This window comes from Streptomyces sp. LaPpAH-108 (assembly GCF_000373625.1).
Lineage (GTDB): Bacteria > Actinomycetota > Actinomycetes > Streptomycetales > Streptomycetaceae > Streptomyces.
In genome coordinates this window covers 290004-315921 of record NZ_KB891994.1, presented here as the reverse complement: position 1 = coordinate 315921, position 25918 = coordinate 290004, and the positions used below count along the sequence as shown (strand labels likewise).

The window sequence follows — 25918 nt, the reverse complement described above, 5'->3', positions numbered from 1 at the left end:
AGGTTCATTTAGCAAGCCGACTCCGGCGGGAGACGACGATGACCACCCCCTTGGACGACAAGCTCGACCCGGCCTTACGGCGGACGATCGGTGTGATCCTCATCGGCGGGATCATGGGCATCCTCGACGGGTCGATGACCGCCGTCGCCGTGGACACCCTGGCCACCCGCTTCGACGCCTCGCTCACCATGACCGGCTGGGTGTCGACCGGCTATCTCCTGGCGCTGACCGTGACCATCCCCGTCACCGCGTGGGCGGTGGAGCGGGTCGGCGGCAGGCGGCTGTGGCTGTCCGGCCTCGTGCTGTTCCTGGCCGGGTCGGTCGCCTCGGGGCTCGCCTGGAACATCGGCAGTCTCATCCTCTTCCGCGTGGTGCAGGGCGTCGGCGCCGGGATCCTCGATCCGCTGATGCTCACCCTGCTGGCCCGCGCCGCAGGACCCGCCCTGATCGGCCGGGTCATGGGTGTGATGGGCATCGTCGGCTCGACCGGGCCCGTGCTCGGGCCGATCGTCGGCGGCGTCATCCTGCAAGGGCTGGACTGGCGCTGGATGTTCTTCGTCAACGTGCCGATCGTGCTCGTCGCCTTCGTCCTCGCCCGGCGCACCCTGCCCGCCGACCCGCCCGAGGGCCGCGCTTCGGTCGGCCGCCTCGACGTCCTGGGCGTCGCGCTGATCGGCCCCGGCGTCGCGACCGGCGTGCTCGCGCTGTCGGAGGTCGCCCAGCGCGGCTCCCTCACCCATGGGCAGGTGCTGCTCCCGCTCGCCGTCGCCGTCGTCCTGCTCGCCGGGTATGCGCTCCACGCGCTCCCCACCCACGCGACCCCGCCGCTGATCGACCTCAGGCTCTTCACCCGGCGCGGCTTCACCGCGAGCGTCGTCGCGGCGGCCGTACTGGGGCTCGCCACCTTCGCGAGCATCTTCGTGATCCCGCTGTACTACCAACAGGTGCGCGGCTACGGCGTGTTCGAGTCCGGACTGCGCCTGGCGCCCTTCGGTGTCGGCTCCGCCCTGGTGATGCCGCTCGCGGGACGCCTGTCCGACCGCTGGGGCTCCCGCAACCTCGCCCTGACCGGCGCGGCGATCGCCCTGCTCAGCTCGCTGGCGTTCAGCCGGTTCGACGCGCACACCGTGCAACTGTGGCCGCTCCTGGCCGCCTTCACCCTCGGCATCGGCACGGGCTCGGCGGGCGCCCCGGTGATCGGCTCGGTCTACCGCACGCTGCCACCCCAACTCGTCCCGCAGGGCAGCTCGGTGCTCTACATGCTCAACCAGCTCGGCGCCTCGATCGGCATCGCGGTGGTCGCGCTGCTGATGCAGAACGCGGGCGCGGCGCATCCCGGGGCCGGGTTCCGCCATGCGTATCTGGCGGTGGGGGTGGCGCTGGTCGTGATGATCGTGGCGAGTCTGTTCATCCCGGGGCGCGTGGTGGCGAGATCTGTGGCTGAGGAGCCCGGCGCCGAGAAGCCTGCTGATTTTGTGGGCGGCTGATATCGCCCGGGTGTATTTGTTCGGTGGCATGGGAAGCGTTTATTTCGAAACACCGGTGACGGAAATTCGGATACATCGGTGACAGTTTTCGAAAGTCCCGATCTCCGCCCGCGCTCACGCGTGGGAAAAGGACCTACATCGGCCCCGTCCCCGCCGCGACCAGCCCCGCCACCGGCGCCACGTAACGGCGGCTGATGAGCCAGCGGCCGTCCTCCTGTTCGAAGTCGTCCTCCACGAGACCGACCACGGTCCAGTCGGCGGGGCGGGGGCGGCCGTCGGGGGTGCGGGTGGCGTTCCAGTGCCAGACCGTGGCGTAAGCCTGCAGGTGGGGGCGGCCTTCAGTCCATTCGATGAGGGTCTGGCCGAGGACGTGGGCGACCGTGGGCTCGCGCCGTCGGCGGCTGCCCGCCGACATGAAGGCGGTGAATTCGTCGCGGCCGTGGAAGCGCTGGGTGGGCCCGGGCATCACGTCGTACTCGATCAGGGCGTCCTTGGTGAAGCAGTCGACGAGCCGTTCGTAACGGCCCGTGTCCACCAGCCGGAAAAACGTGTAGAAAGTCCGGTAGATCTCCCGCTCCGCCGCGATGGTGGCAAGAAGATCGTCGTTCATGGAGGCCATGTCGGTCCTTTCCGGGCCGCCGGACGAGTTTCCGCTCATGATGCCACGGAATTCCCGGCGGATGGGAATGATCCATTGACCGTTCTTGGTGAAACTCGCTACGGCGCAGGGTGTTGTCGGGGCCACCACGGCCTGCTGTTCCGGGGCGCGGCGTCGGCCGCGAAGCGGGCGGTCCGCGTAAGTGATCCGGAAGGGCGGGGGAGGTCAGCTCTGGGCGGTGGGCCGGACGACGATGTCGTTCACGTCGACCGTGGCGGGCTGTTCGATCGCGAAGGCGATGGCCCGGGCGATCGCGTCGGGCGGGATCGCGATGTCGTCCCGCATCTTCGTGATCTCTTCTCTGACCCGGGAGTTGGTCGACGCCTCGGCGAAGTCGGTCGCGGTCGCGCCAGGCGAGACGGTGGTCACCCGCAGGGAGCCGCCGGCTTCCTGGCGCAGTCCTTCGCAGATGGCCCGGACCGCGACCTTGGTACCGGCGTAGACAGCCATGGTCGGCACGATGCGCAACGCGGCCGTGGAGGCGATGGTGATGAAGTGGCCGGTGCCCTGCGCCCGGAACACCGGCAGCGCGGCGCCGATCCCGTGCAGCACACCCTTCACATTGACGTCGACCATGTGGTCCCACTCCTCGACGCGCAGATCGTCGAGAGGCGAGATGGTGCCGACTCCGGCGCTGCTGACGAGTACGTCGAGTCGGCCGAAGCGCTCACCGGCCAGCGCGACCAGGGCGTGCAGGTCGTCCCGTCGGGTCACGTCGGTGCGGATCCGCACGGCCGTGCCGCCCGCCTTCTCGATCCGGGCCACCAGGTCCGTCAGGCGTGCGGACCGGCGTGCGCCGAGGACGAGTCGCGCGCCGCGTTCGGCGAGCAGCAGGGCCGTCGCCTCACCGATGCCGCTGCTGGCTCCCGTGATCGCCACCACTTTGCCCTTGATTCCGGACATGAGTTGCCCTCTCCCTCATCGGAACCGGCACCGGGCCGGGGCCGGGTGCCGGTGTGACCGTGTGAGGCCGTCGGTCATGCCGCGGCCCGTGCTCGCACACCAGTCTGCGAGGGGCTTAGCCTGGTATCCAGACCGTGTTTATTCTGGAACTGAGGGTGCCATCCGTCATGTCCACGCAGCCGGACCAACGCCGTCAGCTGAGCGAATTCCTGCGCAGCCGGAGAGAGCGCCTGACCCCCGGCGAGGTGGGCCTGCCCCCAACCGGCCGCCGTCGGACTCCGGGACTTCGCCGGGAGGAGCTGGCACTGCTGGCCGGGATCAGCGCCACCTGGTACACGTACCTGGAACAGGGGCGAAAGATCCGCGCCTCCGAACAGGTGCTCAACGCCCTCGCCGTGGCGCTGCGGCTCGACCGGCCCGAGCGCGATCACCTTCTCCAGCTCGCCGGTCACACGCCCGCGACCGAGGCCGAGGAACGCGAGCCGCTGACGGCCGAGGCGGGTGCCGTCCCCCTGCTGCTCCAGCCGAACCCGGCGTACATCATCGGCGGCAACTATGACGTCCTCAGTCACAACCAGGCGGCCCACGAGCTGTTCCCGGGGCTCGTCACCGGGGCGGACCGGCCCGCCAACTTCGCCCGCTGGGTGTTCCTCGAACCGGTGGCCCGGGACGTCCTGGTCGACTGGGAACCCGAAGCGCGCGGCCTGCTCGGCCGGCTCCGGACGCTGGCGGCACGCCATTGCGGCGATGCGCGGTACACCCGGCTGATCGAGGAGCTGAACGAGGGCAGCCCACAGGTGCGGGACTGGTGGCCGCAGTACGAGGTGCAGGCCCGGCACAGCGGCCGGAAACGGCTACGGCACCCGCAGCGGGGAGCGGTCGAGTACGCGTACACCGCTTTCCACCTGGCCGAACAACCGGAACAGACGCTGGTCGTCTATGCCGACAGCGGCGAACCCCCGACGGGAGCGCAGCCCTGACCGGCGGCAGATCGCGTACCGGGGGCATGCGGGGCCGCCGGGTACTGGAGGGCCCGACCGATGAGTTGCGGGCCGGGCCGGGGTCTGCACCGTTGACCACGGCGGCACCCGCCGACAACGGACCCCGCAGCGGAAGAAGGCACCTCATGGCCACGCTAGTCTCCACCGTCTTCGTCAGCCTGGACGGTGTGTACCAGGGGCCCGGCGGCCCGGAAGAGGACACCAGCGGCGGCTTCGGCCAGGGCGGCTGGACCGTGCCGTTCTCCGACCCGGACTTCGGCGAGTTCATCACCGGGGTCTTCGAGAAGCCCGAGGCGTTCCTGCTCGGCCGTCACACCTACGACATCTTCGCCTCGTACTGGCCGCACGTGACCGACCCGGACCACCTGATCGCGGCGAAGCTCAACGGCCTCCCCAAGTACGTCGTCTCCGCCACCCTTCAGGACCCGTCCTGGAACCGCACCACCGTCCTCTCCGGCGACCTGGCCAAGGAGGTCCGCACCCTCAAGGAGAGGACCGAGGGGCAGCTCCAGATCCACGGCAGCGGCGCCCTGGTCCGCGCCCTGATCAACCTCCGCCTCCTGGACACGCTCCACCTCGCGACCTTCCCGGTCGTCCTCGGCGCGGGCCGCCGCCTCTTCGCGGAGGGCGCCGTCCCCACCCGCTTCCGCCACACGGCGGGCCGCGTCACGAGCACGGGTGTCTCCCTCCAGACGTACGACGTGGCGGGCGACCCCGAGTACGGCAGTTTCGCGCTGCCCGACGAGGCGTGAGGCGCCGCCTCGCGACGCGTGGGACGGGGCCGGAAGGCCCCCTCCCGGGAGGTTAACTCCGCGAGAACTCATCGGACCTGACGGGAAAATCCACATCTTTGGCATTGACATGCCCACGTCTACGCGCGTCATCATGAGGGCATGAGATTCCCCCCACGAACGTCTCGCATCGGTGCCGCCGCCGCGCTGCTCTCCGCGCTCCTCGTCGGCGGCACGGTCGCCACCGGCACGGCGGACGCGGCCACCGCCTCCGTCGGCAGCATCTGCTACGGCTCGCTGCCCTCGCAGGCCTACGACACCCTGGAACTCATCGACCAGGGCGGCCCGTTCCCCTACTCGCAGGACGGCGTCGTCTTCCAGAACCGTGAAGGCGTCCTGCCCAGCCAGTCCAACGGCTACTACCACGAGTACACCGTCAAGACCCCGGGCGAGTCCACCCGCGGCGCCCGACGCATCGTCACCGGCCAGGCGTACGAGGAGGACTACTACACCTCCGACCACTACGCCACGTTCGATCTGATCGACTTCGGCTGCTGACCCACCCCCACACGACCCGCCCAGCGACCCTTCCCCCCACACCAGGGGTCGCTGGGCGGGTCCGTGACCGCTCGCCCGCCGTAGGGAACCTCGCCGCGAGAGGAGAGCGGGCCGATGCCCGGCAAGGACGCCAGAGGTGTGTTCGACCGCTGTGCCGGAGAGGTGGAAGCCGCGCCCGTCGCTCTTGGGCAGGTGCTGTACCGGCTCGTTCTCAAGAACTCCGCCAAGGGGAGGCGGTCGGCGAGCTTCCAGGCGGATCTGACGTCCTGGTTGCGGCGGTCTCAGCGGGGTGAGTGTGATGCCGGGGAGGCGTACGACATGTTCTCCCTCTCGGCGGCTCACTGGGCCTTCCTGGCGGCGCTCGGGATCGTGTCGGGGATGTTCCTCGATCACCTCTTCGGCGTCTCGTTCGCCGTGTTCCCCGCGTTGTGCCTGTTCTCCGCGGCCGACGCGGTGCGGGCGAGGCGCAGCCGCAAGAACCTCACGTACCGTCCGATCGCCCGTCGGTGGGTCATTCCCGTCGCGGCGTCGGTGTCGCTGCTGGCGGTCTGGCGCGTGGTCCTCGCCGGGGGGTGAAGCGGGGCGTGTGCTGGCGGAGCCCCGTGGTCGTCGGTGCGGCGACCGGAATCGCCGCACCGACGACGAGAAGAGGCCGCCCCTACACCCTGAGCGCGTCCCCTTCATAAGGCGTCCCCAGCCGGTCCGGGACCTCCGCCAGTGCCACCGCACGCCGCTCGCGGCGCGACGTCTCGCACGCCTCCGCGATGCGCAGGGCATGGAGGGCCTCGCGGCCGTCGCAGGGGTTGGGGAGTTCGCCTCGGACGACGTCCACGAAGGCGCGCAGTTCCGCCTCGTAGGCGGAGCCGAAGCGCTCGAAGAAGCCGCCCCACGGCTTGTCGCAGGGGGGAGGGCCGGTCGGTTCGGTGGAGGCGACCGGGGTGCGGTCGTCCAGGCCGACCACGACGGTGTCCCGTTCCCCGGCCAGTTCCATGCGGACGTCGTAGCCCGCGCCGTTCAGCCGGGTCGCCGTCGCGGTCGCGAGGGTGCCGTCGTCCAGGGTGAGGACCGCCGCGCCGGTGTCCACGTCACCGGCCGCGCGGAACATCGGCGGCCCGGCGTCGGAGCCGCTGGCGTAGACGTCGGTCACCTCGCGCCCTGTCACCCAGCGCAGGACGTCGAAGTCGTGGATCAGGGTGTCCCGGAACAGCCCGCCGGACAGCGGCAGCCACTCCGGCGGGGGCGGCGACTGGTCGGAGGTGAGCGCCCGCACGGTGTGCAGACGCCCGAGTCTGCCGGAGCGCACCGCCTCGCGCGCGCCCACGTACCCCGCGTCGAAGCGCCGCTGGAAGCCCATCTGCAGCACGGTTCCGGCGGACTCGACCTCCGCGAGCGCGTGCAGCGTGCCCGGCAGGTCGAGCGCGATCGGCTTCTCGCAGAACACCGGAAGACCCGAGCGGGCCGCCCGCCCGATCAGCTCCGCGTGCGCGGACGTCGCCGTGGTGATCACCACAGCGTCCACGCCCCACTGGAAGACCTCGTCCACCCCGGGCGCCGCCGTCTCGCCCAGACGGTGTGCCAACTCCTGTGCCCGTAACGGATTCGAGTCCGTCAGGATGAGCGATCCGACCTCCCTGTGGCGGCTGAGCGTGTTCGCGTGGATGGTGCCGATGCGGCCCGTACCGATGACCCCGATGCGCATGGAAACAAAGTGGAGGGCCGTCCTGTACTTGTCAATCAGTATGTCCGGACAATCGGACTTCACGACTTCCCGTCAACCGGGCACCGGACTACGCTCGGGCCCGTGCCGAAACCAGATGTGGACCCGACCGTGGCGCTCGCCCTCCGCGTGGACCGCGGCTCCCCGGTCCCGTTGTACTTCCAGCTCTCCCAGCAGCTGGAGGCCGCCATCGAGCGCGGCGCGCTCACCCCGGGCAGCCTGCTCGGCAACGAGATCGAGCTGGCCGCGCGGCTCGGTCTGTCCCGGCCCACCGTCCGCCAGGCCATCCAGTCCCTGGTCGACAAGGGGCTCCTGGTGCGCCGCCGGGGCGTCGGCACCCAGGTCGTGCACAGCCAGGTCAAACGCCCGCTGGAGCTGAGCAGCCTCTACGACGACCTGGAGGCGGCCGGACAGCGCCCCGCCACCAAGGTGCTCGTCAACACCATGGTGCCCGCGTCCACCGAGGTCGCCGCCGCGCTCGGCCTGCCCGAGGGCAGCGACGTGCACCGCGTCGAGCGGCTGCGCCTCGCGCACGGCGAGCCGATGGCGTACCTCGTCAACCATCTGCCGCCCGGCCTGCTCGACCTCGACACCGGCCGCTTGGAGGCCACCGGCCTGTACCGGATGATGCGCGCGGCCGGGATCACCCTGCACAGCGCCCGCCAGTCCATCGGCGCGCGCGGCGCCACCCCCGCCGAGGCCGAACGGCTCACCGAGGCCGAGGGCGCCCCCCTGCTCACCATGAGACGCGCCACGTACGACGACACCGGCCGGGCCGTCGAGTACGGCGACCATGTCTACCGTCCGGCCCGCTACTCCTTCGAATTCCAGCTCCTCGTACGGTCCTGAGGCGGCCCCGAGCCCGTCCTGAGGTGCCCTCGATCCGCCCCTTCGCATGTCCGGATGTCCGGACAAAGTGACCGTAATGGGTGCCCCGGGCATGTAACGAGTGTTCCGTATGTTCGATACTGAAGTGTTTGGGGCAGGTGACGGCACCGCCGGGACGAACCGACGGAGTGCTCGCCCGCCCCTCTCGCACGTTGGAGCACGGTCTAGTTACGCAGCAAGAAGGGCACGGCCTCGTGGCACGGTTTCGGACCCGGGTGGGCAGGACGATGGCAGGGGCGCTCGGTGTGATCGCCTGTCTGTCGCTCGCCGCTTGTAGCAGCACCGGCGGCAAGCGCGCCGAGGACGCCCGCAAGGCAGCGGCGGCCCAGGGCAGGTCGGCGGTGAACACCCCCCGCTGGACCTTCGCGATGATCACCCACTCCGGAGACGGCGACACCTTCTGGGACATCGTGCAGAGCGGCGCCAAGCAGGCCGCGATCAAGGACAACATCAACTTCCTGTACTCGCACGACGACGAGGCCCAGCAGCAGGCGCAGCTGGTCGACGCCGCCGTGGACAAGAAGGTCGACGGCATCATCGTCACCCTCGCCAAGCCCGCCGCGCTCAAGGCCGCGGTCGCCCGCGCCGAGAAGGCCGGCATCCCGGTCGTCACGGTGAACTCCGGGTCCGCCGACTCCAAGAAGTTCGGCGCCCTCACCCACGTCGGCCAGGACGAGACCATCGCCGGTGAGGCCGTCGGCGACGAGCTGAACAAGCGCGGCCGCAAGAAGGCCCTGTGCATCCTGCACGAGCAGGGCAACGTCGGCCACGAGCAGCGCTGCGACGGTGTCGCCAAGACCTTCCACGGCCGCGTGCAGAAGCTCTACGTCAACGGCACCAACATGCCCGACGTGCAGTCCGCGATCGAGGCCAAGCTCCAGGCCGACAAGTCCCTGGACGCCGTCGTCACCCTGGGCGCCCCCTACGCCGACACCGCCGCCAAGGCCAAGCAGGACGCGGGCAGCAAGGCCGAGATCGACACCTTCGACCTCAACGCCAAGGTCGCCGCCGAGCTGAAGGACGGCACCCTCGGCTTCGCCGTCGACCAGCAGCCCTACCTCCAGGGCTACGAGGCGATCGACCTGCTGTGGCTGTACAAGTACAACGGCGACATGCTCGGCGGCGGCAAGCCCGTCCTGACCGGACCGCAGATCATCACCAAGGACCAGGCCGGCGCGCTCGCCGAGTACACCCAGCGGGGCACCCGATGAGTACGACCACCGGCATCGCCGCGCCGCCCGGCCCCGACGGGCCGTCCGCCGACGAACGCCTGCTGCGGACCTCCCCGCTGCGCAAGCTGCTGGCCCGTCCCGAGCTGGGCTCGGTCGTCGGCGCCCTCGCCGTCTTCGTGTTCTTCGCCTTCGTCGCCGACGGCTTCCTGCACGCGGCGAGCCTCAGCACCGTCCTCTACGCCTCCTCGACCATCGGCATCATGGCGGTGCCCGTGGCCCTGCTGATGATCGGCGGCGAGTTCGACCTGTCGGCGGGCGTCATGGTGACGTCGTCCGCGCTGATCTCCTCGATGTTCAGCTATCAGATGACGGCCAACGTCTGGGTCGGCGCGGGCGTCTCCCTGCTGGTCACGCTCGCGATCGGCGCCTTCAACGGCTTCATGCTGACGCGCACCAAGCTGCCCAGCTTCATCGTCACGCTCGGCACCTTCCTGATGCTGACCGGCATGAACCTCGGCTTCACCAAGCTGATCGACGGCACGGTCTCCACCAAGAGCATCGGCGACATGGAGGGCTTCCCCAGCGCCCACGCCCTCTTCGCCTCGACGCTCACGATCGGCGGCGTCGACTTCAAGGTGACCATCCTGTGGTGGCTCGCCCTGGTCGCCGTCGCCTCCTGGGTGCTGCTGCGCACCCGCGTCGGCAACTGGATCTTCGCCGTCGGCGGCAACGCGGACGCGGCCCGCGCGGTCGGCGTGCCCGTCGCCAGGACCAAGATCGGCCTGTACATGGGCGTCGCCTTCGGCGCCTGGATCTCCGGCCAGCACCTGCTCTTCTCCTTCGACGCCGTCCAGTCCGGCGAGGGCGTCGGCAACGAGCTGATCTACATCATCGCGGCCGTCATCGGCGGCTGTCTGATCACCGGCGGCTACGGCAGCGCGGTCGGCTCGGCGGTCGGCGCGCTCCTGTTCGGCATGACCAGCAAGGGCATCGTCTTCGCCGAGTGGAACCCCGACTGGTTCAAGTTCTTCCTCGGAGCGATGCTCCTCCTCGCGACCCTGCTCAACACCTGGGTCCGCAAGCGTGCGGAGGCCACGAAATGACCGTGACCGAAGAGCGCGTGCCGCTCGTCGAGCTGACCGACGTCAGCAAGCACTACGGCAACGTCCGCGCCCTGGAGGGCGTCTCCCTGGAGGTCCACGCCGGGGAGATCACCTGCGTCCTCGGCGACAACGGCGCGGGCAAGTCCACCCTGATCAAGATGATCGCGGGACTGCACCGCCACGACGGCGGCACCCTGAGCATCGAGGGCGAGGAGACCCGGCTCACCTCCCCGCGTGACGCTCTGGACCGGGGCATCGCCACCGTCTACCAGGACCTCGCCGTCGTCTCCCTGATGCCGGTCTGGCGGAACTTCTTCCTCGGCTCCGAGCCGCGCAAGGGCCGGGGCCCCTTCCGCCGCCTGGACATCGAGCACATGCGCCGCACCACCCGCGCCGAACTGCTGCGCATGGGCATCGACCTGCGTGACGTGGACCAGCCCATCGGCACCCTGTCCGGCGGCGAGCGCCAGTGCGTCGCCATCGCCCGCGCCGTCCACTTCGGCGCCAAGGTTCTCGTCCTGGACGAGCCGACCGCCGCACTGGGCGTCAAGCAGTCCGGTGTGGTCCTCAAATATGTGGCCGCAGCCCGCGACGAGGGCCTGGGCGTTGTGCTGATCACCCACAACCCGCACCACGCGTACCTGGTCGGCGACCGGTTCGTACTGCTGCGGCGCGGCACCATGGTGGGCAATCACACACGTGACGAGATCACCCTGGACGAGCTGACCAAGCAGATGGCGGGCGGCGCCGACCTCGACGCCCTGGTGCACGAACTCCGGCGCGGCTGACGGCGGCCGGGAGCGCGCCCGCGGCGTCCATGGTCGCGCGCGCTCCCTTATCCCGCGTTGACACCACGTACTCGCCCGTTGAGGCAGAATCGACGACGATGAGCACCTACCGCGACCTCACGGCCCCCATCGGTTCCCGCCGAGCGCCCGTACTGCGGACCGTCGGCACCCGGGAACGCCGTTCCCTTCTGACGGCTCCCCGCGTGCCCACCGTCGGCATCGACATCGGCGGCACCAAGGTCATGGCGGGCGTCGTGGACGCCGACGGCAACATCCTGGAGAAGCTCCGCACGGAGACCCCGGACAAGTCCAAGAGCCCCCAGGTCGTCGAGGACACCATCGTCGAACTGGTCCTGGACCTCTCCGACCGGCACGACGTGCACGCCGTCGGCATCGGCGCGGCCGGCTGGGTCGACGCCGACCGCAACCGGGTGCTCTTCGCCCCCCACCTGTCCTGGCGCAACGAACCGCTGCGCGACCGCCTCTCCGGCCGCCTCTCGGTGCCCGTCCTGGTGGACAACGACGCCAACACCGCCGCCTGGGCCGAGTGGCGCTTCGGCGCCGGACGCGGCGAGGACCACCTCGTCATGATCACCCTCGGCACCGGCATCGGCGGCGCCATCCTGGAGGACGGCCAGGTCAAGCGCGGCAAGTTCGGCGTCGCGGGCGAGTTCGGCCATATGCAGGTCGTGCCCGGCGGACACCGCTGCCCCTGCGGCAACCGGGGCTGCTGGGAGCAGTACAGCTCCGGCAACGCGCTCGTGCGCGAGGCCAAGGAGCTGGCCGCCGCCGACTCGCCCGTCGCCTACGGCATCATCGAGCACGTCAAGGGCCAGATCGGCGACATCTCCGGGCCCATGATCACGGAGCTGGCCCGCGAGGGCGACGCGATGTGCATCGAGCTGCTGCAGGACATCGGGCAGTGGCTCGGCGTCGGCATCGCCAACCTCGCCGCCGCCCTCGACCCCTCCTGCTTCGTCATCGGCGGTGGCGTCAGCGCCGCCGACGACCTGCTGATCGGCCCCGCCCGGGACGCCTTCAAGCGCCAGCTCACCGGGCGCGGCTACCGCCCCGAGGCCCGCATCGCCCGCGCCCAGCTCGGCCCCGAGGCCGGCATGGTGGGCGCCGCCGACCTCGCCCGCCTGGTCGCCCGCCGCTTCCGCCGCGCCAAGCGCCGCCGCGTCGAGCGGCACGAACGCTACGAGCGGTACGTCCAGGGCCGCCGGGACCGGGACACCGCATGACCACCTCGCTGCCGCACCAGGCGGCGTCCCCAGACACCCCGCACGCCCCCGCCGAGAACCCCGGCCACCGCATCCGCCGCCGCGCGCTCACGCTGCTGATCATCGTGCTGCTCATCGGCGTACCTGCGGGCTATCTGGTGATCTCCGCGAACCAGAGCCGCGACAGCGGCAAGGACAAGGAGGCGAAGTACTCGGCCACCGGCCTCACCCCGGGCTGGCCCTCCAAGGTGCAGCGCCGTCTCTACCAGGTCGCCGTCCCGCGCCCCGCCGACTACCTCGCCTACTACGAGACCAACAACTGGAAGACCAGCCGTCTCTACGTGCAGTTCCGCACCAACGACGCGGGCCTGGACAGCTTCCTCGCCACCATGGGCCTGCGCCGCGACGAGCTGAAGAAGGGCGACCTCACCATCGGCGCCCGCGACCGCAAGGTCTCCGGCTGGAACTTCGCGGGCCCCGGCCCCTGGGTCGGCCTGACCCGCGCCCAGAAGAACCCGGCCCCCACCCAGGACGTGGTCGTGAACCTCTCCGACCCGCAGTACCCGATGGTCTACGCGGTCTCCCGCACGGTGCCGTGACCGGGCCCCGGCCGGTGCCGTGAGCCGGTCGGGACGGCCGCCGGAGCCGATTGTCAGACCCCGCCCGTACAGTCGGAGACAACTGGTCCGACAAGCGGGCGGGAGGTGACAGGACGTATGGACGGCGGCACGGCCGTGCTGAGCGAGCGCGCGTACTCCGAGGCGATCGGGGGACGCATCCCGGCGTACCTCGCCACCCTCTACCTGCCCGCGCCCCTGCCCCGCGAGGGCCGCATCGCGCTCTGGTCGCCCGACGGCACCCCGCTGCCCGAACCGGACGGCTCCGGGGGCACGCTCACCGAGCTGACCGTCGTCCGCCGCCACGGCGCGACCGTACGACGCCGCCAGGTCCCCGCGCTGACCCTGCCGCTCATGGACGCGCTGCCGCTGCTGGCGAATGCCCGGCACGACACCACCGCCCACCCCGCCACCGTCTGCTGGGGCGCCGCCGCGCTGCACGCCCTGCGCCTGGCCGCCCGGGGACGACTGCTGCCCGGCCTCACCCCGAGCGGCCACGACGCCTGGCGCGCGGGCCCGCTGGAACCCGACGACATCGCGCACCTGCGCGCCGTCGCCGCCGCCCTGCCCGCCGAGGGCCACGCCGTGCCGCTGCCCGGCCCGGGCCCGCTCCGGCTGCCCGAACCCGAGGCCCTGGTCCGCTCCTTCCTGGACGCGGTCGCCGACACCCTGCCCCGCACCCCCGCCGCCCCGCACACCGGCGGGCGCCCCTTCGCCGCCCGCGAACCCCAGCCGCTGCCCGGGGCCCACGACTGGGCCGCCGAGGTCGCCGCGGGCATGGACGCGGGCGTCCGGATCTCGCTGCGCCTGGACCTGTCGGCGTACGCGGTCTTCGACGCGGGCGACGACAGCGGCTCGCGCGCGGCGGGCGCGGCCGTCGTCCAGGTGCACAGCCTCGCCGACCCCACCCTGGTCACCGACGCGGCGGCCCTGTGGGCGGGGGAGGCCGACACCGCCTTCGGACCCCGCGCGCGCGTGGACGCCGCCCTCGCCGTCCGGCGCGCGGCCCGCGTGTGGGCGCCCCTGGAACGGCTGGCCGAGCGCGACGTCCCCGACGTGCTCGCGCTGTCCGAGGACGAGGTGAGCGACCTGCTCGGGGCCGCGGCCGGACGGCTCGCCGCCGCCGGGGTCGGCGTGCACTGGCCCCGCGACCTCGCCCAGGACCTCAGCGCCGCCGCCGTGGTCCGCCCCGCGCCCGGCTCGGCCACCGACGGCACCGGCTTCTTCGACAGCGAGGACCTGCTCCAGTTCCGCTGGCAGCTCGCGCTCGGCGGCGACCCGCTCAGCGAGGCCGAGATGGACGCCCTGGCCGAGGCCCACCGGCCCGTCGTACGGCTCCGGGACCGCTGGGTCCTGGTCGACCCCGCGCTCGTCCGCAAGGCCCGCACACGCGAACTCGGCCTGCTCGACCCGGTCGACGCGCTCTCCGTCGCGCTCACCGGCACCGCCGAGGTGGACGGCGAGACCGTCGAGGCCGTCCCCACCGGCGCCCTCGCCGCCCTGCGCGACCGCCTCACCGCCGGACTCGCCCCCGCCGAGGCGCCGCCAGGGCTGGCCGCCACCCTCCGCGACTACCAGCTGCGCGGCCTGGCCTGGCTCGACCTCATGACCTCCCTCGGCCTCGGCGGCTGCCTCGCCGACGACATGGGCCTCGGCAAGACCGTCACCCTCATCGCCCTGCACCTCAAGCGCGCCCACCCGGAGCCGACCCTCGTGGTCTGCCCCGCCTCCCTGCTCGGCAACTGGCAGCGCGAGATCAACCGCTTCGCGCCCGGCGTCCCCGTCCGCCGCTTCCACGGCGCCGACCGCACGCTGGACGGGGTCTTCGGCGGCTTCGTCCTCACCACCTACGGCACGATGCGCTCCGCCGCCGAACAGCTTGCGGACCGCCCCTGGGGCATGGTCGTCGCCGACGAGGCCCAGCACGTGAAGAACCCGTACTCCGCGACCGCCAAGGCCCTGCGCACCATCGGCACCCCCGCGCGCGTGGCGCTCACCGGCACCCCCGTCGAGAACAACCTCTCCGAACTGTGGGCGCTGCTCGACTGGACCACCCCCGGACTCCTCGGCCCCCTCCAGTCCTTCCGCGCCCGGCACGCGCGCGCGGTCGAGAACGGCGAGGACCAGGAGGCCGCCGAGCGCCTGGCCCGCCTCGTCCGGCCCTTCCTGCTGCGCCGCAAGAAGTCCGACCCCGGTATCGTCCCCGAACTGCCGCCCAAGACCGAGACCGACCACCCGGTCCCGCTCGGCCGCGAACAGGCCGCGCTGTACGAGGCGGTGGTGCGCGAGTCCATGGCGGCCATCGAGTCCGCCGACGGCATCGCCCGGCGCGGGCTCGTCCTCAAGCTGCTCGGCGCGCTGAAGCAGATCTGCGATCACCCCGCGCTGTACCTCAAGGAGGGCGCTTCCCGCCCGGACGGCCTCGCCGCCCGCTCCGGCAAACTCGCTCTGTTCGACGAGCTGTTGGACACGGTGCTGGCCGAGGACGGCTCGGTGCTCGTCTTCACGCAGTACGTCGGCATGGCCCAGCTGATCACCGCCCACCTCGGCGCCCGCGCGGTTCCGGTGGACCTGCTGCACGGCGGCACACCCGTACCCGAGCGGGAGCGCATGGTCGACCGCTTCCAGGCCGGTGAGACCCCGGTCCTGGTCCTCTCCCTCAAGGCGGCGGGCACCGGCCTCAACCTCACCCGCGCGGGCCATGTCGTCCACTTCGACCGCTGGTGGAACCCCGCGGTGGAGGACCAGGCCACCGACCGGGCCTACCGCATCGGCCAGACCCAGCCCGTCCAGGTCCACCGCCTGGTCACCGAGGGCACCGTCGAGGACCGCATCGCGGAGATGCTGACGGCCAAGCGCGCCCTGGCCGACGCCATCCTGGGCTCCGGCGAGGCCGCCCTCACCGAACTCACCGACCGCGAACTGTCCGACCTGGTCTCGCTGCGGAGGCCGTCATGACGGAGTCCAGCTCCAGCCCGGCCGAGGCGGCCCGGAGGGCGTTGCGGGAGGCCCGGGCAAAGGCGTCCGCCTCGGCGGAGGAGGACACGACAGCGCCGGCGCCCCGACGAGCCGAACCTTCGGGGGCCGAGGAGCCCAGGCCGTCGGGCCTCACGTCCTGGACCGGTGAGTCCTCCCATGCGGGGGAGCAGGGTGAGCCCGTCCGGGCCGGGGACATCGCCCGAGCCGCCCTCCGCGCCGCCGTCACCCAGCGGCTGAGCGGGAACGCCCGAGCGGAGGGCGCTGCCGCTGGCTCGACGACGGCGGAAACGCCCTCTGACCTGGCGGCGACCGACGGGGCGGCCCCTGTCCCCGAGCCCGAAGACACCAGCCTGGAGCCGGACGACGTCCGCCCCGGCCGAGCGGTCGATGGCTCCGCCGCTTCGGGCGCCGAAGTCGTTGCCCCCGCGCCGAAGGTGGAGGGCGTCAGCTCTGGTCCGAGTGCGGTCGGCGTCGCTCCTGGCTTGGGGGCGGATGGCGTTGGCACCGGCCGCGTGGCCGGTGGCTCCGCCGCCTTGGGGTCCGAAGTCGTTGCCCCCGCGCCGAGGGCGGAGGGCGTCAGTTCCGGTCCGAGTGCGGCCGGTGCCGCTCCTGGTCTGGGGGCGGATGGCGTCCGCCCCGGCCGAGCGGTCGATGGCTCCGCCGCTTCGGGCGCCGAAGTCGTTGCCCCCGTACCGAGGGCGGAGGGCGTCAGTTCCGGTTCGAGTGCGGCCGGTGCCGCTTCTGGCTTGGGGGCGGATGGCGTTGGCCCCGCGCCGAGGGCGGAGGGCGTCAGCTCCCGTCCGAGCGAGGTCGGCGCCGCTTCTGGCCTGCGAGCGGAGGGCCCCGGCACCGGCCGTGTGTCCGTTGGCTTCGCCGCTGCGGGCCCCGGAGGCGCTGCCCTCGCCCCTGGCGCGGACGGAACCGCCCCCGGCCCGAGCATGGCCCACCCCGCCCCCGGCCCGGTGCCGGAAGGCACCGTCCCCGAACCGGCCACGGTCGACCCCACCCCCCGCCCGGCGGCGGACGCCGTACCCACCGGCCAGGCGGCTGACGGACCGACGGCTTCGGAAGCCGAGCCCACCAGCGCCCACCCGACCGCCGAAGGCGACCTGGCCGGAGAAGCCCCCACTCCCGCGACCCGCCCAGCCACCCCCCGCCGCCCCGGCGACGCCGCCCGCGAGGCGTTGCGGGCCGCGCGGGCGGAGGCGCTGCGGGCTCAGGCCGAGCAGGAGAAGCGGCGACCGGCCCGTAAGGCGGTGCCCAAGGCCGCCGCCGCTCCCGCCGAGGGAACGCCCGCAGCCGCTCGCGCTCAAGTGGTCCGTGAAGTACGGGACTTCCTCGCGACCGCCTTCCGCATGCCCACCTGGGAGGACGCCCCCGAGGAGACCACGGAGGCCGAAGACCCCGCCCCGGAGCCGGAGTTCACGCGCTCCCACCCCGTCCCGCCAGAGCCCGCGCACGCGGCCCCGCACGTCCCCGCCACCATGGCCACCCCGCACCGCGACAACGAACTCCGCCGTACCTTCCCGGCGTTCGCGCCCCGCGAGGAGACGGACGGGTTCGCCGACACCTGGTGGGGCAACGCCTGGGTGGAGGCGCTGGAGCGGGGCGCGCTGGACCCTAAGCGAGTGGCGCGCGGCCGGGGTTACGCGGACGCGGGGCACGTGGACGCGATCACCGTGACGCCGGGTCAGGTGCTGGCGTACGTACGGGGAAGCCGCCCCCGGCCCTACCGCGTACAAGTCACCCTGCCCACACTCCAGGACGCGGACTGGGAGCGGTTCCTGGAGGCCGCCGTGGAGCGCCCGGGGCACATCGCCGCGCTGCTCGACAAGGAGCTGCCGCACTCCCTGGCGGACTGCGGCGCACCCCTGCTGCCCGGCCCCGCCGAGCTGACCCCCCGCTGCAACTGCCCCGACTCCGGCCACCCCTGCAAGCACGCGGCAGCGCTCTGCTACCAGACGGCACGGCTGCTGGACGCCGACCCCTTCGTGCTGCTTCTGCTGCGCGGCCGGGGCGAGCGCGAGCTGCTGGACACGCTGTCGCGGCGCAGCGCCGCCCACGCGGCCCGCGCCGCCCGGGAGGGGCTGTCCGAGGACCTGCCGGGCGTACGGGCCACGGAGGCGCTTACCGAGCGACGACTGCCGCCCCCGCCCCCGCCGTTGCCCGCCCCCGCGCACCCCGAGCAGCCCCCGGTGTACCCGGCGGTCCCCGGCGGCCCCGACCCCTTCGCGCTGGACCAGCTCGCCACCGACGCCGCCGCCCGCGCGCACGCCCTGCTCACCACCGGCCGCGACCCGGTGGGCGGCCTGACCCTGTGGCAGGACGCGGTGCGCCTCGCCGCCGCCCGCCCCGGCTCCGGCCTGACCGCCGCGACCCGCGCGCTGTACGCCACGCTGGCCTCGGCGGCGGGCCGTACCCCCGCCGACCTGGCCCGCGCGGTGGCCGCCTGGCGGCAGGGCGGACTCGCGGGACTGGACGTCCTGGAGGAGCCGTGGAACCCCCCGGCGGGCCGCTTCGACCGGGCCCGCCCGCTGCTGATCGCCGCCGGACTGCCCCCGTTCCGCCCCTGGCACAACCACCTCACCCACCCGCTCGGCCACGTCCAGCTCCGCTTCGGCCAGGACGGCCTCTGGTACGCCTACGAGTCCGAGCCGGACCGCGCCGACTGGTGGCCCCGCGGCACCCCCGCCCTCGACCCGGTCGACGCCCTCACCGCCCTGGACGCCCTGGCCGACCTCTGACCGGCCGCACCAGCGAATGCCCCGACAGCGAACGCCCCGACAGGAGGCCCCCGTTGCACCTGCGCGATGTGACCCCGGACGACCTCGACGCGTACATACGGATGCGCTGCGACCCCGTCATGATGGCCGACCTCGGCGGCCCGCTGCCCCGTGCGGGCATGGCCGACAAGGTCCGCAGGGACGCCGAGCAGGCCGCCGCCGACCGGGCCTGGATCAAGATGATCGTCCCGGACCCGGCCCACCCCGGGACGGTCGCGGGGACCGTCACCCTCTGGTTGCACGACACCCCCCACGGACCGATGTCCGAGATCGGGTGGATGGTGCTGCCCGAGTTCCAGGGGCGGGGGCTCGCCAAGCGGGCGGTGCGCGCACTGCTCGCGCGGGCCCGCGAGGAGGACCGCTGGGGCATCGTGCACGCCTTCCCCGCGACGGACAACGCGCCGTCCAACGGCGTCTGCCGCTCCCTCGGCTTCCAGTTCGTCGCGGAGACCGACGTGGAGTTCGCCGGACGGACCCTGCGCACCCATCACTGGACCGTGGACCCCCGGCAGCCGTCCCGGCCGTGAAGACCGTGTGAGGATTCCCCGGCGATCCCCGTCAACGCACCCCCCGCACCGCCCCCCACGAAACGGGCACACCCGACCGGCGGTTAGCGTGGTGCGGTGAGTGAGAAGAAGACCCCTGCCCTCCAGTACCGGTTCGACGGCCCCGAAGACGCCCCCGTGATCGTTCTCGGGCCCTCCCTCGGGACGACCTGGCACATGTTCGATCGTCAGGTGCCGGAACTGGTCAAGCAGTGGCGGGTCTTCCGGTTCGACCTGCCGGGGCACGGCGGCGCCCCCGCCCACCCGGCCGGTTCCGTCGGCGAGTTGGCCGACCGGCTGCTGACCACGCTCGACGCGCTCGGCGTCCAGCGCTTCGGCTACGCGGGCTGCGCACTCGGCGGCGCCGTCGGCCTCGAACTGGCGCTGCGCCACCCCGAACGGCTCGCCTCGCTCGCGCTGATCGCCGCCTCGCCCCGCTTCGGCACCCCCGACGAGTTCCGCCAGCGCGGCGTGATCGTACGGACCAACGGGCTCGACCCGATCGCCCGCAGCGCGCCCGAGCGCTGGTTCACCGGCGGGTTCGCCGCCGCGCAGCCCGCCATCACCGAGTGGGCCGTGCAGATGGTGCGCACCACCGACCCCGGCTGCTACATCGCCGCCTGCGAGGCGCTGGCCGCCTTCGACGTACGGCCCGAGCTGGGCCGGGTCGGCGTGCCGACGCTCGTCCTGGTCGGCTCCGAGGACCAGGTCACCGGCCCCGCCGAGGCCCGCACGCTGGTCGCCGGGGTGCCCGACGCCCGGCTCGCGGTCGTCCCCGGCGCCTCCCACCTGGTGCCGGTCGAGCAGCCCGCCGCCGTCACCGACCTGCTCGTACGCCACTTCTCCACCGCCTGGCAGCAGCCGTACGACACCGGGCAGACGGCGCTGCCCGCCGCGACCGCCGTCCCCGCGCTGGCCGCGCCGCCGCAGCCCGTGCCGGTCGCGCCGCTGGAGATCGCCCCGCCCGTCGTCGTACCGCAGCAGGCGCCCGGTGTGGCCGACCGGTACGAGACCGGGCTCAAGATCCGCCGCGAGGTGCTGGGCGACGCGCACGTGGAGGGGGTGCTCGCGGAGGCCGATGCCTTCTCCGGCGACTTCGAGGAGTTCGTCACCCGCTACGCCTGGGGCGAGATCTGGGACCGCCCCGGCCTAGACCGCAGGTCCCGCAGCTGTGTCACGCTCACCGCGCTCGTCGCGGGCGGCCACCTGGAGGAGCTGGCCTTCCACACCCGCGCGGCGCTGCGCAACGGCCTGACTCCGGCCGAGATCAAGGAAGTGCTGCTCCAGGCGTCGGTGTACTGCGGAGTCCCGGCCGCCGCCGGAGCCTTCCGGGTGGCCCAGCGCGTCATCCGCGAGGAGACCACGCCCGCCGAGTGAGTGCCGGGCGGCCCGAGGCGACAGGATGGAGACCATGAGGTTCACCAAGAAGTCCCACGCGTGCGTACGCCTGGAGAAGGACGGGCGGACGCTCGTCATCGACCCCGGCGGCTTCAGCGAGACCGACGCCGCCCTCGGCGCCGACGTCATCCTGATCACGCACGAGCACCCGGACCACTTCGACGAGGGCCGCCTGCGCACTGCCATGGAGGCCAACCCGCAGGCCGAGATCTGGACCCTGAGGTCCGTCGCGGACCAGATCTCCGCCGCCTTCCCCGGCCGTGTGCACACCGTCGGCCACGGCGACACCTTCACGGCCGAGGGCTTCGACGTCCAGGTCCACGGCGAACTCCACGCGGTCATCCACCCGGACATCCCGCGCATCACCAACGTCGGCTATCTGATCGACGGCGGCACGATCTTCCACCCCGGCGACGCCCTCACCGTCCCCGACCAGCCCGTGGAGACCCTGCTGCTCCCGGTCATGGCCCCCTGGAACAAGATCGCCGAGGTCATCGAGTACGTCCGCGAGGTCAAGCCTCAGCGCGCCTACGACATCCACGACGCCCTGCTCACCGACCTCGCCCGCCCGATCTACGACCGCCAGATCGGCTCCCTCACCGGTGCCGAGCATCTGCGCCTGGCCCCGGGGGACGACGCCCGCCTCTGAGGCCCGCCGAGCCCCCTCGCCCGAAGGCCCGTTGTCGGACCCGGCGGGTAGGTTGTGGGACATGCGCATCGCCACCTGGAACGTGAACTCGATCACCGCTCGGCTGCCGAGGCTGCTCGCCTGGCTGGAGAGCAGCGGCACCGACGTGCTCTGCCTCCAGGAGGCCAAGATCGCCGAGGAGCAGTTCCCGTTCGAGCCGCTGCGCGAGCTGGGGTACGAGGCGGCGGTGCACGCCACCGGGCGGTGGAACGGAGTGGCGGTGCTCTCCCGCGTCGGCATCGAGGACGTGGTCAAGGGCCTGCCCGGCGACCCGGGGTACGACGGCGTGGTGGAGCCCCGCGCCCTGTCGGCCACCTGCGGCCCGGTCCGCGTCTGGTCGGTGTACGTGCCCAACGGCCGCGAGGTGGACCACCCGCACTACGCGTACAAGCTCCAGTGGTTCGAGGCTCTGAAGGCGGCCGTCGCCGGTGACGCGGCGGGCGGCCGTCCCTTCGCGATCCTCGGGGACTACAACGTGGCGCCGACGGACGACGACGTCTACGACCGCGCCGCCTTCGAGGGCTCCACCCATGTCACCCCCGCCGAGCGCGCCGCCCTCGCCTCCCTGCGCGAGACCGGGCTGACCGACGTGGTCCCGCGCCCGCTGAAGTACGACAAGCCGTTCACGTACTGGGACTACCGCCAGCTCTGCTTCCCGAAGAACCGCGGCATGCGCATCGACCTGGTCTACGGCAACGACCCCTTCGCCGGAGCCGTCAAGGACGCCTATGTGGACCGCGAGGAGCGCAAGGGCAAGGGCGCCTCGGATCACGCGCCCGTGGTGGTCGACCTCGACGTGTGATGCCACGCTGGGGGCATGAACATTCCGTTCCTGGGAGCCCGGCACCGCAAGAGCGGTGACGTGGCGCCGCCGGCCGACCCCGAGGCCATCGCCGCGCTGCTCTCCGAGTGCGAGCTGCTGCGCTCCCAGGCGGAGGAGGCGGGCTTCCGTCTCGACGACACCCCGGCCTCCCTGGAGGCCCTGGACCAGCTGCTTCCGCGCTGGCGCGACGACACGGAGCTGCTGCCCTGGCTGGGCAACGACGCCGGGCTCTATCTGGGCACCGTCGTCGTGCGCACCGTACCCGGCGCGGCCTGGCACCTGCGGGAGGACGGTGAGCCCGTGCTGCGGCTCGCCTCGGGCCGGGAGGTGGAGGTCGTGGACTGCGGCCGGGAGTGGGCCTCCGGGGGCGTCCCCGAGCTGTCCCAGCTGTACGCGGAGCTGTCCGAGGTCTGAACACCCGCCCCGCCCTGCGCCGCGCCGCCCACGCCCCCGCCCGGCCCGGCTCGGGCGTGTAAATACGGCTAATGCCCGAAAGGCGCGTGTCGTCCATCCGTGTGGCGGTCGGCTGGATAGTTTGCGGCCAGCACGACACGGCTGAGAGTGAGTAGGGCTGCGGATGGCCGTCGATCCGTTGATCGAACTGCGCGACGTCAACAAGTACTACGGGGATCTGCACGTCCTCCAGGACATCGACCTCACGGTCGGCAAGGGGGAGGTGGTCGTCGTCATCGGCCCCTCGGGGTCGGGCAAGTCGACGCTGTGCCGCACGATCAACCGGCTGGAGACCGTCGAGTCCGGCACGATCACCCTGGACGGCGAGCCGCTGCCGCAGGAGGGCCGGGCGCTGGCGCGGCTGCGCGCCGAGGTCGGCATGGTCTTCCAGTCGTTCAACCTCTTCGCCCACAAGACCGTCCTGGAGAACGTCTCCCTCGCGCAGATCAAGGTGCGCGGCCGCAAGAAGGCCGACGCCGAGCGCCGTTCCCGTGAACTCCTGGACCGGGTCGGGCTGCTGGCGCACGCCGACAAGTTCCCGGCCCAGCTCTCCGGCGGCCAGCAGCAGCGCGTGGCCATCGCCCGCGCCCTCGCCATGGACCCCAAGGCGCTGCTCTTCGACGAGCCGACCTCGGCCCTGGACCCCGAGATGATCAACGAGGTCCTGGAGGTCATGCAGCAGCTGGCCCGCGAGGGCATGACCATGATCGTCGTCACCCACGAGATGGGCTTCGCCCGCTCCGCCGCCAACCGGGTCGTCTTCATGGCCGACGGCCGGATCATGGAGGACCGCACCCCGGAGGAGTTCTTCACCGCTCCGCGCAGCGAGCGCGCCAAGGACTTCCTCTCCAAGATCCTCAAACACTGACCGGGGGAGTGCGTCCCATGTCCCGCGACACCCGTGCGCCCCGCGCCCGGCTGCTGCCCGTCCTGTCCGTGCTCCTTGCCCTGCTCGCCCTGCTCGCCCCGCTCGCCGCCTGCGGCAAGGACGGCAGCCCGCCCGCCAAGGGCCCCGCCCCCGAGCAGCTTCCGCACTACGCGGTCGACCGCACCTTCACCCTGCCCGCGTCCCCGACCTGGAAGCGGGCCAAGAAGCGCGGCCACTTCGTCGTCGGCGCCAAGGAGGACCAGCCCTACCTCGGCGAGAAGGACCCGGCGACCGGCGTCTACTCGGGCTTCGACATCGAGATCGCCAAGATGCTCTCCGCCTCCCTCGGCTTCCCCGGCGACAGCGTCCGCTTCCGCACCATCGCCTCCGCCAACCGCGAGACGGCCCTGCAGAACGGCCAGATCGACTACTACGTCGGCACCTACACCATCAACGCCAACCGCAAGAAGCTGGTGGGCTTCGCGGGCCCGTACTACATGGCGGGCCAGTCCCTGCTGGTGCGCAAGGACACCGACGACATCCACGGCCCGCAGGACCTCGCCGGCAAACGCGTGTGCTCGGCGGCCGGTTCGACGCCGTACCAGCGCATCAAGGACGACTATCCGAAGGCCGTCCTGGTCGCCTACGACACCTACTCGGTGTGCGTCGACAACCTGCTCACCTATCAGGTCGACGCGGTCACCACCGACGACGCGATCCTGATCGGCTACGCGGCCAAGGCCCCCGACGAACTCAAGGTCGTCGGCAGGCCGTTCTCCAAGGAGCCCTACGGCATCGGCGTCCCGCACGGCGACAACGCCCTGCGTTTCGCCCTGGACGACGCCCTCGCGGCCCGGGAGAAGAACGGCGACTGGAAGAGGGCGTACAACGCGACACTCGGCCTGTCCGGCGTGCCCGCCCCCCAACCTCCGCTGATCGACCGCTATCCGGCGAGCTGACTGAGGACGGCATGAACGTACTGACAGACAACTTCGCCGTCTACGGCGAGGGTTTCCTCGGCACGGTCGAACTGACCGTCTACGCCTCCCTGCTGGCGCTCGCCCTGGGCTTCCTGATGGCGTCCTTCCGCGTCGCCCCCGTGGCCTCCCTGCGGGTCTTCGGCACCGCCTGGGTGACCGTGCTGCGCAACACCCCGCTCACCCTGCTGTTCTTCGCGGTGCTGCTCGGGCTGCCCCGCTTCGGACTCGTGCTGCCCTTCCAGGCGTTCGCGGTCCTCGCGCTCGGCTGCTACACCTCGGCGTTCATCTGCGAGGCGCTGCGCTCCGGCATCAACACCGTGCCCCGGGGCCAGGGAGAAGCCGCCCGCAGCCTCGGCATGACCTTCTCGCAGACCCTGAGCGTGGTCGTGCTGCCGCAGGCGTTCCGCTCGGTCATCCCGCCCATCGGCTCGACCCTGATCGCGCTCGCCAAGAACTCGGCCATCGCGGGCGCCTTCAGCGTCACCGAACTCCTCGGCACCTACAAGACCTTGAGCGAGCTGGGCTACAACATCGTCTGGATCTTCGTCTGGATCGCGGTGGGCTACCTGATCATCACCCTCGCGATCAGCGCCCTGTTCAACCTCCTGGAGCGCCGCTGGGGAGTCGCCCGATGACCGGCACCACCGCCCTCTACGACGTCCCCGGACCCGGCACGAGGCGCCGCCACACCCTCTACGCCGTCCTCTCCACGGCCGTGCTGCTCGGCCTGGTCGCCTGGATCCTCTATCTCCTGTTCGCCACCGACCAGTTCACCTACACCAAGTGGATGCCGTTCGAGTACAAGGGCATCCAGGAACTGCTGCTGCGCGGCCTCGGCAACACCCTCAAGGCGTTCGCCATGGCGGCCGTGCTCTCGCTGGCCCTCGGCGGGTTGCTGGCCGTCGGACGGCTCTCCGACCACCGAGCGGTGCGCTGGCTGGCCACGCTCGTCGTGGAGTTCTTCCGCGCGATGCCCGTCCTGGTCATGATCTTCTTCATCTTCGTGGCGCTCAAGGTGCAGGCGCTGCCCGCCCTCGTCGCCGGACTGACCCTCTACAACGGCTCGGTGCTCGCCGAGGTCTTCCGCTCCGGCGTCAACGCCGTCGAACGCGGCCAGCGCGAGGCCGCGTTCGCGCTCGGCATGCGGAAGACCCAGGTCATGACCTACGTGCTCGTACCGCAGGCGGTGCGGGCCATGTTGCCCGCGATCATCAGCCAGTTGGTGGTCGCGCTGAAGGACACCTCGCTCGGCTTCCTCATCACCTACGAGGAGTTCCTCCACGCCGGGAAGCTCATCGCCTCGAACCTCGACTACGATTTGCCGTTCATCCCCGTGGTGATGGTGATCTCGCCGATCTACATCGGGATGTGCATGTTGCTCTCGTGGTTCGCCGGCTGGGTGGCCCGCCGGGAGCAGCGCAGTCCCAAGACCGAGGCCGTGGCGGTCGCCGAGGCCGGTCCTGGGACACTGCTGCCCGGTGGGGAGCCACCCACGGCGCCGAAGCCGTGAAGGGGGCGGCAGGACAACGGGCCATGCTCGTCCGGCGGCAGCCGG

At 72.0% G+C, this 25918-nt stretch carries 25 protein-coding genes; 22 read left to right on the top strand and 3 right to left on the bottom strand.

All coding sequences use genetic code 11. From position 1 onward, the window contains the following. Positions 1 to 38 precede the first annotated feature (38 nt). The gene (locus B079_RS0117115; protein WP_018547063.1) at positions 39 to 1487 is read left to right on the top strand and encodes an MDR family MFS transporter; all 1449 of its coding nucleotides are present in this window, start codon (positions 39 to 41) and stop codon (positions 1485 to 1487) included. 133 nt (positions 1488 to 1620) lie between these two features. Here the strand turns inward: B079_RS0117115 and B079_RS0117110 are convergent, their stop codons facing one another. Together B079_RS0117110 and B079_RS0117105 are read right to left on the bottom strand one after the other, a co-directional pair. Further along, complete coding sequence (locus B079_RS0117110) at positions 1621 to 2145, bottom strand: nuclear transport factor 2 family protein (RefSeq protein ID WP_234016806.1); 525 nt, start codon at positions 2143 to 2145, stop codon at positions 1621 to 1623. A 165-nt stretch (positions 2146 to 2310) separates the two neighbouring features. Further along, positions 2311 to 3048 (bottom strand): SDR family oxidoreductase, encoded by a 738-nt coding sequence (locus tag B079_RS0117105; RefSeq protein WP_018547061.1) that lies wholly within the window; start codon positions 3046 to 3048, stop codon positions 2311 to 2313. Positions 3049 to 3215: 167 nt separating this feature from the next. On the opposite strand from B079_RS0117105, the gene B079_RS0117100 reads away from it, so the two are divergent. The 4 genes from B079_RS0117100 (at position 3216) to B079_RS0117085 (ending at position 5914) form a co-directional block, all read left to right on the top strand. After that, complete coding sequence (locus B079_RS0117100) at positions 3216 to 4028, top strand: helix-turn-helix transcriptional regulator (protein ID WP_018547060.1); 813 nt, start codon at positions 3216 to 3218, stop codon at positions 4026 to 4028. 146 nt (positions 4029 to 4174) lie between these two features. Next, a complete protein-coding gene (locus B079_RS0117095) occupies positions 4175 to 4801 on the top strand; it encodes a dihydrofolate reductase family protein (RefSeq protein WP_018547059.1) in 627 nt (208 codons plus the stop codon). A gap of 141 nt (positions 4802 to 4942) precedes the next feature. Then, positions 4943 to 5338 (top strand): ribonuclease domain-containing protein, encoded by a 396-nt coding sequence (locus B079_RS0117090; protein ID WP_018547058.1) that lies wholly within the window; start codon positions 4943 to 4945, stop codon positions 5336 to 5338. Between the two features lie 114 nt (positions 5339 to 5452). Then, complete coding sequence (locus B079_RS0117085; RefSeq protein ID WP_018547057.1) at positions 5453 to 5914, top strand: hypothetical protein; 462 nt, start codon at positions 5453 to 5455, stop codon at positions 5912 to 5914. Between the two features lie 82 nt (positions 5915 to 5996). On the opposite strand, the gene B079_RS0117080 is transcribed toward B079_RS0117085, so the two are convergent. Further along, positions 5997 to 7037 carry a Gfo/Idh/MocA family oxidoreductase gene (locus tag B079_RS0117080; RefSeq protein ID WP_018547056.1) on the bottom strand — a complete coding sequence of 347 codons (1041 nt, stop codon included), beginning with the start codon at positions 7035 to 7037 and terminating at the stop codon, positions 5997 to 5999. A gap of 129 nt (positions 7038 to 7166) precedes the next feature. Between B079_RS0117080 and B079_RS0117075 the strand changes: the two genes are divergently transcribed. The 17 genes from B079_RS0117075 (at position 7167) to B079_RS0116995 (ending at position 25873) form a co-directional block, all read left to right on the top strand. Next, the gene (locus B079_RS0117075) at positions 7167 to 7904 is read left to right on the top strand and encodes a GntR family transcriptional regulator (RefSeq protein WP_086022388.1); all 738 of its coding nucleotides are present in this window, start codon (positions 7167 to 7169) and stop codon (positions 7902 to 7904) included. 233 nt (positions 7905 to 8137) lie between these two features. Further along, positions 8138 to 9154 carry a sugar ABC transporter substrate-binding protein gene (locus B079_RS0117070; protein ID WP_026248784.1) on the top strand — a complete coding sequence of 339 codons (1017 nt, stop codon included), beginning with the start codon at positions 8138 to 8140 and terminating at the stop codon, positions 9152 to 9154. After that, on the top strand, positions 9151 to 10218 hold the full coding sequence (locus tag B079_RS0117065; RefSeq protein ID WP_018547053.1) for an ABC transporter permease: 1068 nt from the start codon (positions 9151 to 9153) through the stop codon (positions 10216 to 10218). The genes B079_RS0117070 and B079_RS0117065 overlap by 4 nt, the downstream gene beginning before the upstream one ends. Further along, positions 10215 to 11006 carry an ATP-binding cassette domain-containing protein gene (locus B079_RS0117060; protein ID WP_018547052.1) on the top strand — a complete coding sequence of 264 codons (792 nt, stop codon included), beginning with the start codon at positions 10215 to 10217 and terminating at the stop codon, positions 11004 to 11006. Before B079_RS0117065 ends, B079_RS0117060 begins: the two co-directional genes overlap by 4 nt. Positions 11007 to 11104: 98 nt before the next feature. Next, positions 11105 to 12250, top strand: coding sequence for an ROK family glucokinase (locus B079_RS0117055; RefSeq protein ID WP_018547051.1), 1146 nt, complete (start codon positions 11105 to 11107; stop codon positions 12248 to 12250). After that, positions 12247 to 12828: a hypothetical protein gene (locus B079_RS0117050; RefSeq protein ID WP_018547050.1), complete on the top strand. Its 582-nt coding sequence runs from the start codon at positions 12247 to 12249 to the stop codon at positions 12826 to 12828. Before B079_RS0117055 ends, B079_RS0117050 begins: the two co-directional genes overlap by 4 nt. Before the next feature lie 117 nt (positions 12829 to 12945). Further along, entirely contained in the window at positions 12946 to 15804 is a 2859-nt protein-coding gene (locus B079_RS0117045; protein WP_018547049.1) for a DEAD/DEAH box helicase, read from the top strand. Positions 15805 to 16763: 959 nt separating this feature from the next. Continuing rightward, the gene (locus B079_RS35210) at positions 16764 to 18569 is read left to right on the top strand and encodes an SWIM zinc finger family protein (protein ID WP_018547048.1); all 1806 of its coding nucleotides are present in this window, start codon (positions 16764 to 16766) and stop codon (positions 18567 to 18569) included. Positions 18570 to 18622: 53 nt separating this feature from the next. Then, on the top strand, positions 18623 to 19135 hold the full coding sequence (locus tag B079_RS0117035) for a GNAT family N-acetyltransferase (RefSeq protein WP_018547047.1): 513 nt from the start codon (positions 18623 to 18625) through the stop codon (positions 19133 to 19135). Between the two features lie 96 nt (positions 19136 to 19231). Beyond that, positions 19232 to 20530, top strand: a complete 1299-nt coding sequence (locus tag B079_RS0117030) for an alpha/beta fold hydrolase (RefSeq protein ID WP_018547046.1) — start codon at positions 19232 to 19234, stop codon at positions 20528 to 20530. A 34-nt stretch (positions 20531 to 20564) separates the two neighbouring features. Next, positions 20565 to 21200: an MBL fold metallo-hydrolase gene (locus B079_RS0117025; protein WP_026248781.1), complete on the top strand. Its 636-nt coding sequence runs from the start codon at positions 20565 to 20567 to the stop codon at positions 21198 to 21200. Positions 21201 to 21261: 61 nt separating this feature from the next. Then, positions 21262 to 22041 carry an exodeoxyribonuclease III gene (locus tag B079_RS0117020; RefSeq protein ID WP_018547044.1) on the top strand — a complete coding sequence of 260 codons (780 nt, stop codon included), beginning with the start codon at positions 21262 to 21264 and terminating at the stop codon, positions 22039 to 22041. Between the two features lie 15 nt (positions 22042 to 22056). Next, positions 22057 to 22476 (top strand): DUF6278 family protein, encoded by a 420-nt coding sequence (locus B079_RS0117015; protein WP_018547043.1) that lies wholly within the window; start codon positions 22057 to 22059, stop codon positions 22474 to 22476. A 163-nt stretch (positions 22477 to 22639) separates the two neighbouring features. After that, on the top strand, positions 22640 to 23383 hold the full coding sequence (locus B079_RS0117010; protein WP_018547042.1) for an amino acid ABC transporter ATP-binding protein: 744 nt from the start codon (positions 22640 to 22642) through the stop codon (positions 23381 to 23383). 17 nt (positions 23384 to 23400) lie between these two features. Continuing rightward, positions 23401 to 24342, top strand: coding sequence for a glutamate ABC transporter substrate-binding protein (locus B079_RS0117005; RefSeq protein WP_018547041.1), 942 nt, complete (start codon positions 23401 to 23403; stop codon positions 24340 to 24342). An 11-nt stretch (positions 24343 to 24353) separates the two neighbouring features. Beyond that, complete coding sequence (locus B079_RS0117000) at positions 24354 to 24998, top strand: amino acid ABC transporter permease (protein WP_018547040.1); 645 nt, start codon at positions 24354 to 24356, stop codon at positions 24996 to 24998. Continuing rightward, entirely contained in the window at positions 24995 to 25873 is an 879-nt protein-coding gene (locus B079_RS0116995; RefSeq protein WP_018547039.1) for an amino acid ABC transporter permease, read from the top strand. The genes B079_RS0117000 and B079_RS0116995 overlap by 4 nt, the downstream gene beginning before the upstream one ends. Positions 25874 to 25918: the final 45 nt, after the last annotated feature.